Here is a 13,344-nt window from a genome sequence, read left to right as displayed (position 1 = left end):
AAATTGCCGACATTCGCCGACAAAATCAAATTTAGTCACAATCCAGCCGAAACAGCAAAAAAAAATAAATTCCTGCAAACAAGTATTTGCAGGAATCTTCATTTTTTACAATTTGTCAAACCTTGTTTGCAAGAATCATTTCTTGGCGCGGGCAATGGCATCCTTTGCTAGTTTGTCCACAAGTTCGTTCCACTTGACACCGGTATGGGCTTCCACCTTTTCAAAACTCACGCGATGCAAGTAAGGCTGGGCCGCAGCCACATAACGCTTGGCGATATTGCTCTTCGCTTGCCATTCGCCTTTTGCCCAACGCGCAATGCCTTCATAGTCGTGGCAAATGACGCCGCATTTGTCGTTGGCATCGAGCCAGCGCATGGCTTGGTAAGAGGCCATCACTTCGCCGTCAATATTACGACTTTCAGCATCGAAGGCCGTAATGCCAGAACCGCGGGCGATTTCTTTATCATTTTCGGTCACAACGAATGCCCAACCCGATTTCGCAAATCCCGGCGAGAAGGATCCGTCTACAAAAACGCGTAAGCCTTCGGGCACAGGAGCTTCCATTCCAGAAATCCACGCTTCCGCCTCGGCGCGGGAACCAAAGGATTTAAAGAGTACACCTTTGACCCCATGGGTCAATTTTTCACATTCGGCCCAAGTCATAACGATTTTACTTTCGTTCGGGGACTTTATCGCATAGAATTTCTGTTTAGGCATGGCCCAAAATTAGTATATTTTGGATGTGAAACCGTCTCCATATTTTAAAGATTCTTTTAAATACTTTTTTAAACGATTCAGCAAAAAAGAATCGTTGTTTAAATGGTTTTTAAGTCAAGCTGGAGAAGACTCCGGCGTATTCGATTTTCCAGCATCTTTGAAAGGAAATCCGAAAACTCTCGTATTTTTGGACCGCACCTTGGAAAAGTCCGCCGCGTTCATACGCGCCATGCCCGACATATTTTTCAAAAATGCCCTCTTATGCGCCCATGAATCGCAGCAAGTTCTCGTTTCTGCTAGGCGTGCAACCGCAGTCTACTACACCGACTTGGAATGTCGCTACGGTGAAACCGCCTTCGAAGAGTTGGAAAACAAATTTAGGGCCTACAAGCCAGAAGTTTGCATATACCTGGGCGAGGCTTTTCTCCCCACCCTTTACTTGGCGAAAGTCAGTGGAGCCGGTTGCAGAATCGGCTTTGCAGACGAAAACTGTTTCCCCTTCTTGAACGTGTGCCTAAAGCCCACCCAATCCAGCGAAGCGGCCTTGATTAGACAGTATTACTACGGGGCCAAGTAATGCAAAAAGGGTATTCTACCATCATTACCGAAAACGGTGGCTATGCGGATCTCCACATGCACACCAAGCTCTCGGATGGTAACCTTTCGGTCGAAGAACTGCTCACCCTTTGCAAGCGCAAGGGTCTTCGTTGCATTTCCATTACCGACCACGACAACCTGGACAGCTATAACCTGGCTGTAGAACCCGCCAAGGAAATTGGCCTCGAAATCATTCCCGGCATCGAAATTTCAGCAGTGTGGCAGGGCAAGGATATCCATATTCTAGGCTACTTTTGCGATCCGACGAACCTCGCCCTGAACATGGAACTACAGGATTTCGCGAAACAGCGAGTCACCCGTGCGAAGGCCATTATCAAAAAATTGAACGCCCTGGGCATCGACATCACCTACGAAAAAGTCGTGAGCTACTGCAAGGGTAAAGTCATCGGCCGCCCGCACATCGCCATGTCCATGGTCGACGAAGAATACATTTCGAACTTCTCCGAAGCATTCACCAAATATTTAGGTGACGGCTGCGTAGCCTTTGTCGAAAAGAAGGGCCTGAACCCGCAACAGACTATCAAGCTCATTGAAAACGCCGGTGGAATCGCCGTACTCGCCCACCCCTACAAGTCGGGCCTTTCCGACGAGTTCATCGAGAACATGGTGGAATGGGGCGTACAAGGGATCGAAGTCTACAGCCCCGCCCAGAAGGGAGCTGTCGGTCGCAAATACAAAGAAATGGCCCAGAAATTCGGCCTCGTAGGCACCGGCGGTTCGGACTTCCATACCGAAGCTGGCGCATACCCGCCCAACTGCATGAAAATGCCTTACTCCGTGGTGAACGCCCTGCGCGAACGCCGTGAAAAGCTGAGAGCGGAATGGTACTAAAGAGAGTAGGAAGTAGACCGTAGGAAGTTGGAAGTGGTTAGTGATGTAGAATGTTTAATGTGGAATGTGTGATGAATAATGATGAATTAAAAAATAAGAATGATACGAGATTGTTCTTTGTTCGTTGTTCATTGTTCATTCTTCTTTTCTTGGCGACATCCCTATTCGCAGAGCAGATCAAGCCGGATCCGTACAACCTCCCGAAAGCGCAGGATTCCGTTTACAAGACTCCTTGGGGAATCGACCCTGCCCCGCGTGAAACTGACGCCGGCCGTTGGGTACTCCCCCTTCGCGGACTCATGCAGCGCACTTACGACATCTCCGGCCAAAAGTCCGAATGGGTGCTCGGCACCTCGATTCTCGGCGCACCGGAACTGGATGCAGACTTTTTAGGCATGGGTTCAATCCAGACCCGTTACCCGAGCAAGCTTGCAGGACTTTTTACCACACGGCTAGGTTACGACGCCACGACCCTCGGGCTGAACGGTGAAAACGGAATTCTGACCGAAGAACGCAAGGGAGTCCCGGTCGACACACCCGTGACCGACCTCAACTGGGAACGCCCCGCCTTTGGCGGTAATGCGCTCCGCCTCGACTTCCGCAGGCTCGTGACCGATTCCGTTTCGCTTGAATTCGGACTCGCCAGCCATTCCGACGTCGATTCCAAGGAATACAGCTACCAGAACGTGACGCACTCGCCCTACTTCGCCATGGGCCGCGACTCGACGCAAATTCCTTTTGGCGGGCGAAACATCGCCATGAACAGTATGCACATCCAGCCAATTCTCACCTGGAGATTCGGATTCGGTAAGGCATTCGCCAAATTGAACTACATAAACCTTCGTAACGCCGACAACACGAACCACAAGGTTCTGCTTGACACGCTCGACAAGGCGGTTCGCACATTCCAGACCGACCCCTACGTCATCGAGACACACACCTTCGGCTACGGCGGCGGAGTCGAATTCTACCCCACCCGTAAGCTTACCCTTTCAACTGATTTCCAATACACCGAACACGATATCGAACAGGATTCCCTCGGCCGTATTTTCAGGAAAACGCACGAATACACTGACACCTTGGGCAGGAAACTCGTTGATTCGCTCTTCTACGACACCGTGCGAACCACGAATTACCAATCGATGCTCGGAAACTTCGGCATCGCCTACCACACCATCTTCAATCCGGCTATCAAGTTCAAGTACGAATTCCTGAACACCGACAACACGAGTGCAAACGACACGACGCGCACTTACTACCAAGACCGCGAAGTCGGCTACCTGGAACTCAAGGACACCCTCTGGAACATGCTCCTTTTCCGCACGCAAACGGGCTTACAGCGCAACAGTTCCGTACGCGATTCCGTCGATATCGCTCCGGCCTACTCCGCCGACGTTTTAGCATTCTTGCCGTACCACCTGCGTGCAAGCGCCGGCTGGCGTCATGATAACAAGTTCCCCGATGTAGGCCAGCTCAAGATTGACGAAACAGGGCGCCTCGCCTTTGCACGCAAAGACCTCAAGTACGAAGAACGCGACCGCTATTCATTCAATTTAGGCTACCAGCAGCGAGAAGTCTTTTACGGACTCGGCCTCCGTTACGAAAACGTCGACAACCTGATTAAGCCCCGCTGGGTCAAGCGCGGTGCGGTCGACTCCACCGACGCCATCGACGACGTTTACACCTGGAGCAACATCGACAACGTGAACAGCCTCGACTGGATTCTGCAAGTCGGCTTCAGGCTTGGTAACTGGAAATTTTACCTGGAACGCGGCGAAACGCTCGACCGCAGCTTCAAGCTCATCGACACGCCAGAACTCTACTACAAGGGCTCCATTCATTGGCAAAACCGCTTTGTGCAAGACCGCCTGGGCGTGAGCGTACGTGTGGACTGGCAGTGGTTCGGCGAACGCTACGACTGTACGATTGGCGAACACGGCGGGCCCGAACTGGAACTTATGAAGAAGTACCTGGCGCTCGATTTTGAAGCCCGCATGCAGATTCTTTCGTTCGAGCTCTACACCCGAATCGAAAACTTCAACCACAGCATTTACATGCCTGCTAGCGGCTACACGCCCGAGGGGCTGCGCTTTGCCTACGGCATCGTGTGGAGCTTCAAGAATTAAGAATTCAGATTTCGGATTTCAGAGTTAAAAAACAATTCCGAAATCAGAATTCTGAACTCCGAATTTTATAAATAAACGGCCAGTTCTTGCCGGTAATCCAAAGATTCTTGCCGTCGTAGGCGATGCCGTTCAGCACGTCTACGTCAGGGTGCTTGCGCTGGATTTCGGCAACCTTGCGGCTTAAATCCAGGTAGCGAATTACCTTTCCGCTCGGGAGAGATATGACAGCTATTGCGCCTGTCTGCCAGATGTTCGCATAAAGCGTATCGCCCACGATTTCAAGTTCGTTCAAGAGCTTTACCGGGCGACCGCCATCGGTCACGGGAATGACTCCTACTACGTAGAATCCGCCCAAGGCAATCTGTAACAATTCGCTGGAACCGTTACTCATGAGGAGTGCATTTTTCCAATAGGTCAGGCCCCAGCCTTCGGTAGGAATGCTGAATTCGCCTTTCTTTGCAAAAGGCTTACGGCTGTAAATAAAGGCCTTCTTGGATTTCCAGGTCAAGTAGAAAATATCGTCGCCAACCGCAATCGAGCCTTCGCCAAAATACTTGTCTTCAAGCCTGGCGGAATCCAGAATCTTGCCGTCAAGCGTGCGGCGGTACAAGCCCGATTTTCCATACAGGCCGGTCGATTCAATCAGGTCGTTGCCATCAAAGAACAAGCCTTGCGTAAAATGGGTCTTTTCGTGAGGAATCGAATCTACAATTTCGGGAACCACACGAGGTGCTTCAGCAAAGGCGATAGAAACGAGAATACAAAAGGCAAGTAGAAAACGCATGGGCAAAAATTACTAAATTACGGCCCATGGGTGAACTAAGGACACCAGCCAAGGTCAAGATAATCGTAGGGATTCTTGCGAAAGATTCCCAGGCAGTTGAGGCAGTGCGCGACACGCTCCGCAACCGCTTCGGCGAAGAGGAGCTTGCGCTCCCGCCGTTCCCGTTTACCTTCACCAACTACTACGTCGATGAAATCGGGAACGCCCCCGTGCGTGCCTTTTTCAGCTACGAAACTCTGGTCGACCGCGAAACCATCGTCGACATCAAGCTCTGGAGCAACGACGTCGAACTCGAAATTGCCAAGCAGAACGGCACGCCCGGGCTTCGCCCCGTGAACCTGGACCCCGGCTACATGACGCTCGGGCAATTCTTCTTAGCGACCACCAAGGACCAGCGCCAGCGCGTATACATGCAACGCGGCATTTTCGTAGAACCCACGCTGTACTTTCAAGACGGGCATTTCCATGCCTTCGAATGGACCTACCGCGACTACCAAAGCGAAAAATACATCAACTATCTTGAACAAGTGCGCGCCCGCCTCGCCTACCAGATGAGCACCGGAAAGCCCTACCGTTTGCGAGCCAATCACTAACCACCAACCACTGACTACTGTCTACTTCCTACTGTCTACTATATTATGAAAGCCGGCATTTTCACCATTCTTCTCCTTTGCTGTTCCAACGTATTCATGACTTTCGCCTGGTACGGGAACCTTAAACTCAAGGAAATGCACATCAGCACCGACTGGCCGCTATTTCTCGTAATCGTAGCCTCTTGGGGAATCGCATTTTTCGAATACTGCATCGCCGTTCCGGCAAACGTCATCGGCAGCCGCATCAACGGCGGTCCCTTCACCCTGATGCAACTAAAAATCATCCAGGAAGCCATCTCCCTAACAGTATTCACCATCATCGCGACGACCGTTTTCAACAACGAAGCATTGCACTGGAACCATATTGTAGCCTTCGTTTGCATTATTGCAGCCGTATTCTTCGCATTTTTAAAGTAAATTTCACTCACTAGAATTTTCTTTGGGTTAAATGAGCTTTTTGGGACTTCACAAGTGGATGGGTTTATTTGTCGCGATCATCGTGGCAATCTCTTTCACGAGTGCCCCCGCTTACGCAAAAACCGCAACCGCCAAAAAATCCGAAAAAGAAACCTCGGCCCAAACGACGAAAAAGAAGTCCGACTCCAAAAAGTCCTCCAAAAAATCAAAAAAAGCCAAGCCCAAGAAGCCCAAGAAAATCAAACTCAGCGAAGACGACCCGAAAGCCTTCACCAAGGCCTTGCTCTACGACAAGCAGGGCGTCGAATACGAAATCGTCGAATCCAAAAAGAAAAAGCGCGAAAGAGCTAAGCAGCAAAAGAAGGAAGAAGAAGTCGCACAAATGGTCGACTCCTTCGACTTTTCGACAATCCTCCCGCCTATCACGCATGAGGCTCTCATCGGCTCGCCCTACGGCATCCGCAGCCACCGCCTGCACCGCGGCGTAGACGTCAACGTCATCAAGGACGAACCCGTCGTGGCCGCCTACCCCGGCGAAGTCACCATGTCGCGCTACAACAAGGGCGGTTACGGCCACTACGTACTCATTAAGCACCCGAACGGAATCGAGACTCTTTACGCCCACCTTTCCAAGCGCCTGCTCAAAGTCGGCGACAAGGTTTTCCCCGGCGATATCGTAGGCCTCGCGGGCAACTCCGGCAGGTCATCGGCGGCGCACTTGCATTTTGAAATCCGGTTTGGCGAAGTAAACATCGACCCCACCACCGTCATCGATTTCCCGCACTGGTCGCTAAAGCCGGGTATCGACAAATTCTCGATGAAAAAGGCCCGCAACGATCACCGCAAAATCCAGGCTCAACTCCGCAACTACAACTTTTATGTTGTTCAAGCCGGCGACTCCCAAGGGGATGTCGCCAACTGGTTCAATATTTCAATCGAATCGCTCTGCCGCATCAATGATTTAAAGCCCGGCGCTCCGCTCAAGGCAGGCCAGAAGCTCCGCGGCAGCAAATGACACAAAGAGTCATTACAATGACTCTTTGTGTCATTACAATGACTCATTGTGTCATCCTGAGCAGAAACCGTTAGGTTTCGTGTCGAAGGATCTACACCGATTATTTAAGCTCTAGAAAAGCTTGCTTCAATTCTCGCGTCGCCGTTTCCGGATCAGCCGCTTTCATAATCGCAGACACGGCGCAAATGCCCGCAATGCCCGAGCCCTTCAGCACATAAATGTTGTCCTTATTGAGCCCGCCAATCGCATTCACCGGAATCGGCACCGCCTTCACCACCTCTTTCAAGGTTTCTACCGGCGTAATCACCGTTTTCACATGGGTCGTCGTCGGGTAAATCGCGCCACATCCCAGGTAATCTGCGCCCTGCTCATAAGCTTCAAGCGCCTGCGGCACCGTCTTTGCAGTCGCCCCCACAATCGCGTTTTCGCCCATGAGCTTGCGCACAAATTTCACCGGCATATCGCTTTGCCCCACATGAACGCCCTCGGCACCAATCGCAAGCGCCACATCCACGCGGTCATCAATCATCAGAGGAATCCCGTAACGAGCCGTAATCGCATGCACTGCCTCGGCCAGCTGCAAATACTCGCGGGTAGAACGATCCTTTTCGCGCAACTGAATAATCGTCGCGCCCCCCTTGCAAGCAGCCTCCACCACAGGCAAAAAACGATCTTCCGGCACAGTCGTGCTATCCGTAATAAAATAAAGCGTCGTATCGAGATTCTTCATGCGCACAAATATAAAAATGTCCACTTCGTCAGAAGCGGACATTTTTTTAATCGTTTCTCAAACAAGAAACGCAGAGAGCCTAGCGAGAGCAGGAACGCTTGCCCGTAGCGTACAAAGCGTACGTGAGGGCGAGAGTGACGAACTATCGCGACGGCTATATGTGTTTCTTAACCCAAAGTGACAACGACCTTATGAACACCCTTCGTAAAGATCGGGGCCACGTCAGCATCAATCTTCTTGCCATCGACGATCATCTCGGCGACACCCTTGCACACGTGCTTCGGGTTCTTCACTTCGATTTCGTAGGTAGCGCCGCGGAACTTGCGGGTTACCTTGAAGCCGTCCCACTTGGAGGGGATGCAGGGGTTGATAATCAGGCCCTTGAAGCTTGCACGGACACCGATGATGAACTGCGTCGCAGCCTGGTAGGTCCAGGAGCTGGTGCCGGAGAGCCATGCGTTACGGCCCATGCCGAACTGCTTGTGTTCGTCACCGAGAATGTTCTGCGGATAGCAATACGGTTCAGATTCGAACTCGTCGAGCTTGGTGTTCTTGGCAGCCGGGTTAATTTGGCTGTAATACTGGAAGGCCTTGTCGCCACGGCCGAGAATCGTTTCGGCAATCATCACCCACGGGTTGGTGTGGAGGAAGATACCGCCGTTTTCCTTGGCTCCAGGAGGATAAGTGGAGATGCCACCCACGTTCGGGTCGAAGCCGCGGTAGCCCGGAGTAGAGCTCTTCACGCCGTTGGCGGTGTTGAGGAGCTTGTTCAAGCTGTCCATGCCCATCACGGCACGGTCGCCAGTAGCAATGCCAGAAATCACAGACCAGGACTGGCTGTTGCAGTAAATCTTGCCGTACTTGGCCTTGTTGGTGCCGTAGGCGTTGCCCTGCTTGTCGAACCAGCGGACCCACCACTTGCCGTCCCAAGCGCAGTCATTGAAGGCCTTCTTCACGTCTTCGTACCAGCCCTTGTACATTTCGACAGACTTGGTGTCGCCGAGAGCTTCGCAGATGTCCATCATTTCAAGGAGTGCCTTAGCATACAGGCCCGTGTTGAAGGAGGATTCTGCACCGAGCGGGAGGTTCATGCAGTCGTTCCAGTCGGCAAAGCCGAGGAGCGGAAGGCCGTGCTTACCGAGGTGAGTACGGGTGAAGTTGAGGGAGCGCTTGAGGTGTTCGAGCACAGTGCCCTTTTCACGCTGGGCGCGCTTCTTGCCGGCTTCGTAGAACGGAACTTCCTTCTTGAGGAGGTCCATGTTGCCGGTTTCCTTGAGGTAGTTGGCAATAGTGAGAACGATCCACAGGTGGTCGTCGCCGTACCAGTCAGCGTAAGCCGGGTTGCCGTTTTCGTCGAGCACACCCTTCTTTTCGCGGGAGTCACCGGCGTTAGCTTCGTTGCCGTTGTCTTCGGCAAGAGCAAGCGGAGCGTACTGGTGCATGGCGTTACCTTCCGGACGCTGCACAGAGAGCAGGTTCAAGGCGAGTTCCAATGCTTCTTCCGGCATGTGGCTCATCACGCCCATAAGGTCCTGGCTGGAGTCACGGTAACCGATACCGCGGCTGGTGCCGTAGCCCAGCTGATACAGGGACAGGTAGCGGCTCCAGTTCTTGGTGGTGTGGCACTGACGCGGGTTGTGAACGTTCACCATGGAGTTGAACGCTGCATCCGGAGTCTGCACCTGGATCGTAGAGAGGTACTTTTCCCAGAACTTGGCGAGTTCGTCGAAAGCCTTGTCAACGTTCTTCAAGTCGCGGTACTTCTTGATAGCCTTGGCAGCAACCTTCAGGCTCTGTTCCTGACCGAGCTGGGTGCAGGTGCGGAAGGTCTTGCCGGCGGCAATCTTGCCAGCGTGGATCATGAGAGCGGCAATGTTGTCGCCACGGTCGCATTCGCTGTTGGAAAGTTCTTTGTTGGCGAGGCTGAGCGGAGCGGCCCAGGAACCCATTTCGTTTGCGCCGAGGAACACGCGGCGGTCGCCATCGAAGCTACCGACCTTGCAGTTAGCGGTCACGTAGTTCACGGCGAAGTCACGCTTCATGTAAGCGTACTGTTCGAGCACCACGTGGCCGTCCTTTTCCCAGTGGCCCTTGAGGGTCATGGTCTGCGGGACCCAGTCGGCGTTCGTGAGCTGCTTTTCAGCTTCGAAGTGGCTGAATTCATAAACCGGGATAATGTCCACTTCCTTGGAAGCCTTGTCGAGGTTCGTGACCTGGATGTCCTGGAGGAGTGTGTTGGAGCCGGTCGGAACGAAAATCGTCACCTGCGTACGGAGGCCTTCGCATTCGGCGATCCAGCGCATGTAAGAAAGACCCACGTGGCATTCCCACTTCTTCATCTTGGTGAGAGTCGGAACCACGAACGGAGAGAACACGGTGTAACCCTTGGCGTTCTTCACGCGGATATAGATGGTGCTGGCCTTAAAGTCAGAGCAAGGCATCTGGGCGATGTACTTGGTGATACGGTTCAGGGCCGGGTCGCCCTTGCAAACGAGGGTACCGCCAGTAGTATCCACGATACCACCAAAGTTCAAAGTACCAACATAGTTGCACCACTTGATCGGGGTTGCCGGCGTGGTAAGCACGTATTCTTTCTTGGCGTCATCAAAGTAGCCGTACTTAGCTGCAGCCTTAGCTGTAACCTTCTTGGCGGCCTTCGGGGCGCTCTTCTTGGTCTGTTTTGTAGCCATTTTGTCTCCGTAAGAGGGGGTTGTTAAATTCCGGGTGTAAATATAGAAAAAAACTAGTCTTTCTTATTCACAAAATCGCGGTTTCCAAAGTTGATGTAGAAGTAGCCGTCGAGTTTCTTGTTGCGAACCGGATCGCGCAAGATTCCGATAGCGGCGCGCACGTACTTAAGTTCCACCAGAATGTGGTCGCGGCTCATGCAGTTCAGGAACGGGCCTTCGGCAAACAAAGTCGGGCGCGGTTCTTCGGCAATCATCTGTTCCAAACGTTCTACCTCTTTCACCAGACGGCGTTCATGCGCTTCCAGTGTGCGAATCAATTCCTTTTGTTCGGCACCGAACAAGAAGGCGAATCCGAGCGTTCTCGGGTCATCGTTAAAGCCGGTCAAATGCTTAAGCACTTCCTTACGCAAGGTTTCTCGACCCTTTTCGGTAATCGTGAAAACCACACGTTCGGGGCGGTTGCCGTCGCGTTCGGCACGACCTTCAATATCGCCATGCTTTTCGAGTGTCGAAAGCCTGTTGTAAACGGTCGACGTACTGAGGTTTGCCCAGCGGTCCAGTTCGCGGTTACGAACCTCGGTTATGATGTCGTAACCACTACGTTGCTTCTCGAGGATCAACCCCAGAAGAACCAAGTCATAACGATTCATATTTTACCTTCTTCTAATTCCACAGAATTTCATCTGTTAGATTATTCCAACTTGGAATATAACTAAAAATTGCCGTGTTGCGACAATTTTTTCTAAAAAAAAGTGTACACACGGCTATAATTTTTGACTATAACAGCAAAAAGAACCGCGGCCGGCAAATTGCCAGTCGCGGTTTCTTTAAGGATTTCCGTTAGGAATATAAGGTTGATTATGCGTTGCGCTCTTCGAGCGCAGGCATATCGCCTCGGTCATAGGGAAATGCAAGCATTTCCCTGCGACGCTCGGCTTATTATGCCTTGTTCAAACGATCCTGGATCTGGTCGATGATGTCGGAGAGTTCCTTCGGGAGGTGCTTGCCGAACTTCGGATAGTGGTTTTCCTTAACGTCAGCAAGTTCCTTCTTCCAGCCTTCCACGTCAACCTTGAGGATCTGCGGGAGGGTTTCCTTATAGTAGTCAGCGAGACCATCAGTATTGATGGCGCCTTCCTTCGGCATGTAACCGATCGGAGTTTCGACAGCGTTGTCAACACCGTTGCAGCGGTCGAAGATCCAAGCGAGCACGCGGCTGTTGTCGCCGTAACCCGGCCACATGAAGCCACCCGGAAGCTTTTCGTTGTTGGCATCCTTACGGAACCAGTTCACGTAGAAGATCTTCGGAAGCTTGTCTTCAGTGGACTTCTTACCGATTTCGATCCAGTGCTTGAAGTAGTCACCCATGTTGTAGCCGCAGAACGGGAGGATTGCGAACGGGTCGCGACGGATCTTACCGACCTGAGAGGCGTCAATCGTAGAGGCAGCCGTGATTTCGGAACCCACGATGGAGCCGAGGAACACGCCGTGGTTCCAGCTGAGGGACTGGTGAACCAGAGGAATGGTGGACGGACGACGGCCACCGAAGAGGATTGCAGAGATAGGCACGCCTGCCGGATCTTCCCATTCCTTGGCAATGCAGGGGCACTGCTTGGCCGGAGCGGTGAAGCGAGCGTTCGGGTGAGCCATTTCTTCGCCCTTAGGAGCCTTGTCCTTCGGGAGAGCGTCACGGGTCTTGCCCTTCCAGTCAACGAGCTTGCCCTTGGCCGGGTAGCCGATGCCTTCCCACCACACGTCGCCGTCTTCAGTGAGGGCGCAGTTGGTGTAAATGGTGTTCTTTTCTGCAGAGATAAGAGCGTTCTTGTTGGATTCTGCAGAAGTACCCGGAGCAACGCCGAAGAAGCCGGCTTCCGGGTTGATAGCGTAGAGACGGCCATCCTTACCAAACTTCATCCATGCAATGTCGTCACCGATGGTTTCGACCTTCCAGCCCGGGATAGTCGGGATGAGCATGGCGAGGTTCGTCTTACCGCAAGCAGACGGGAAGGCGCCAGTCACGTACTTGACTTCGCCCTTCGGGTTGGTGAGCTTGAGGATGAGCATGTGTTCAGCGAGCCAGCCTTCGTCGCGAGCGAGAACGGTAGCGATACGGAGAGCGAAGCACTTCTTACCGAGAAGAGCGTTTCCACCGTAGCCCGAACCGTAGGACCAAATGAGGCGTTCTTCGGGGAACTGAGTGATGTACTTGTATTCAACGTCAGCGCAGGGCCAGATGCCGTTGTCGCTTTCGCATTCGCGGAGCGGCTTACCAACGGAGTGGAGGCACGGAACGAAGTCAGCGTTCACGTCTGCATTGAAGATGTCGAGAACCTTCTTACCGGCGCGAGTCATGATGTCCATGTTGAGAACAACGTATTCGGAGTCCGTGACTTCGATACCGTTCTTGGAAATCGGGGAGCCGAGCGGGCCCATGCAGAACGGAATCACGTACATGGTACGGCCGTGCATACAACCCTTATAGAGCTTACGCATCGTCTGCTTGAGTTCAGACGGGTCGATCCAGTGGTTGGTCGGACCTGCATCTTCTTCCTTCACAGAGGAAATGAAGGTACGGGATTCGACGCGGGCCACATCAGACGGGAGAGAACGGAACAGGTAGCAGTTTTCCTTCTTGGCGAGCTTCGTGGCGAGGCCAGCCTTGACGCACTTCTGCATAAGGGCATCGTATTCTTCCTTGGAGCCGTCAACGACAACGACGTTGTCCGGTTCGCACATGGCAATCATTTCATTCACCCAAGTACTGATCTTCGGGTGCTTGATATCGTTAAGGGTAAGACTCATTATGAGCTCCTGTTTGGTTTA

The 13,344-nt window shown here is 52.5% G+C and carries 12 protein-coding genes; 6 read left to right on the top strand and 6 right to left on the bottom strand.

The window, feature by feature from the left end; genetic code table 11:
* Window positions 1-135: 135 nt before the first annotated feature.
* Window positions 136-717: a ribonuclease H1 domain-containing protein gene (locus B9Y58_RS03635; protein ID WP_072797750.1), complete on the bottom strand. Its 582-nt coding sequence runs from the start codon at window positions 715-717 to the stop codon at window positions 136-138.
* A 157-nt stretch (window positions 718-874) separates the two neighbouring features.
* On the opposite strand from B9Y58_RS03635, the gene B9Y58_RS03630 reads away from it, so the two are divergent.
* The 3 genes from B9Y58_RS03630 to B9Y58_RS03620 all read left to right on the top strand — a co-directional run bounded on the left by B9Y58_RS03630 (window position 875) and on the right by B9Y58_RS03620 (window position 4,292).
* Complete coding sequence (locus B9Y58_RS03630; protein ID WP_143154642.1) at window positions 875-1,294, top strand: hypothetical protein; 420 nt, start codon at window positions 875-877, stop codon at window positions 1,292-1,294.
* Window positions 1,294-2,166: a PHP domain-containing protein gene (locus B9Y58_RS03625; protein ID WP_073054293.1), complete on the top strand. Its 873-nt coding sequence runs from the start codon at window positions 1,294-1,296 to the stop codon at window positions 2,164-2,166. Before B9Y58_RS03630 ends, B9Y58_RS03625 begins: the two co-directional genes overlap by 1 nt.
* A gap of 71 nt (window positions 2,167-2,237) precedes the next feature.
* Window positions 2,238-4,292, top strand: a complete 2,055-nt coding sequence (locus B9Y58_RS03620) for a hypothetical protein (protein ID WP_073054291.1) — start codon at window positions 2,238-2,240, stop codon at window positions 4,290-4,292.
* A 43-nt stretch (window positions 4,293-4,335) separates the two neighbouring features.
* Here the strand turns inward: B9Y58_RS03620 and B9Y58_RS03615 are convergent, their stop codons facing one another.
* Window positions 4,336-5,076, bottom strand: a complete 741-nt coding sequence (locus B9Y58_RS03615) for a glutaminyl-peptide cyclotransferase (RefSeq protein WP_073054289.1) — start codon at window positions 5,074-5,076, stop codon at window positions 4,336-4,338.
* A gap of 26 nt (window positions 5,077-5,102) precedes the next feature.
* On the opposite strand from B9Y58_RS03615, the gene B9Y58_RS03610 reads away from it, so the two are divergent.
* From B9Y58_RS03610 to B9Y58_RS03600, 3 genes are read left to right on the top strand one after another with little or no spacing between them, the layout of a single operon-like run.
* The gene (locus tag B9Y58_RS03610) at window positions 5,103-5,669 is read left to right on the top strand and encodes a DUF4416 family protein (RefSeq protein ID WP_073054287.1); all 567 of its coding nucleotides are present in this window, start codon (window positions 5,103-5,105) and stop codon (window positions 5,667-5,669) included.
* A gap of 45 nt (window positions 5,670-5,714) precedes the next feature.
* Entirely contained in the window at window positions 5,715-6,086 is a 372-nt protein-coding gene (locus tag B9Y58_RS03605) for a DMT family protein (protein WP_073054285.1), read from the top strand.
* A gap of 40 nt (window positions 6,087-6,126) precedes the next feature.
* Complete coding sequence (locus B9Y58_RS03600) at window positions 6,127-7,101, top strand: M23 family metallopeptidase (RefSeq protein ID WP_159450066.1); 975 nt, start codon at window positions 6,127-6,129, stop codon at window positions 7,099-7,101.
* A gap of 100 nt (window positions 7,102-7,201) precedes the next feature.
* Here B9Y58_RS03600 and thiE read toward each other — a convergent pair whose 3' ends face one another.
* The 4 genes from thiE to B9Y58_RS03580 all read right to left on the bottom strand — a co-directional run bounded on the left by thiE (window position 7,202) and on the right by B9Y58_RS03580 (window position 13,323).
* Complete coding sequence (thiE, locus tag B9Y58_RS03595; RefSeq protein WP_073054750.1) at window positions 7,202-7,831, bottom strand: thiamine phosphate synthase; 630 nt, start codon at window positions 7,829-7,831, stop codon at window positions 7,202-7,204.
* A gap of 167 nt (window positions 7,832-7,998) precedes the next feature.
* A complete protein-coding gene (locus B9Y58_RS03590) occupies window positions 7,999-10,521 on the bottom strand; it encodes a glycoside hydrolase family 94 protein (RefSeq protein ID WP_073054281.1) in 2,523 nt (840 codons plus the stop codon).
* Window positions 10,522-10,574: 53 nt separating this feature from the next.
* The gene (locus B9Y58_RS03585) at window positions 10,575-11,171 is read right to left on the bottom strand and encodes a PadR family transcriptional regulator (protein ID WP_073054279.1); all 597 of its coding nucleotides are present in this window, start codon (window positions 11,169-11,171) and stop codon (window positions 10,575-10,577) included.
* 289 nt (window positions 11,172-11,460) lie between these two features.
* Window positions 11,461-13,323, bottom strand: a complete 1,863-nt coding sequence (locus tag B9Y58_RS03580) for a phosphoenolpyruvate carboxykinase (GTP) (protein ID WP_073054277.1) — start codon at window positions 13,321-13,323, stop codon at window positions 11,461-11,463.
* Window positions 13,324-13,344 lie beyond the last annotated feature (21 nt).

The sequence above is a fragment of the Fibrobacter sp. UWB15 genome, from assembly GCF_900177705.1.
Lineage (GTDB): Bacteria > Fibrobacterota > Fibrobacteria > Fibrobacterales > Fibrobacteraceae > Fibrobacter.
Note: the sequence above shows the minus strand (reverse complement) of the source record. Positions and strands in the feature narration are given on the sequence as shown.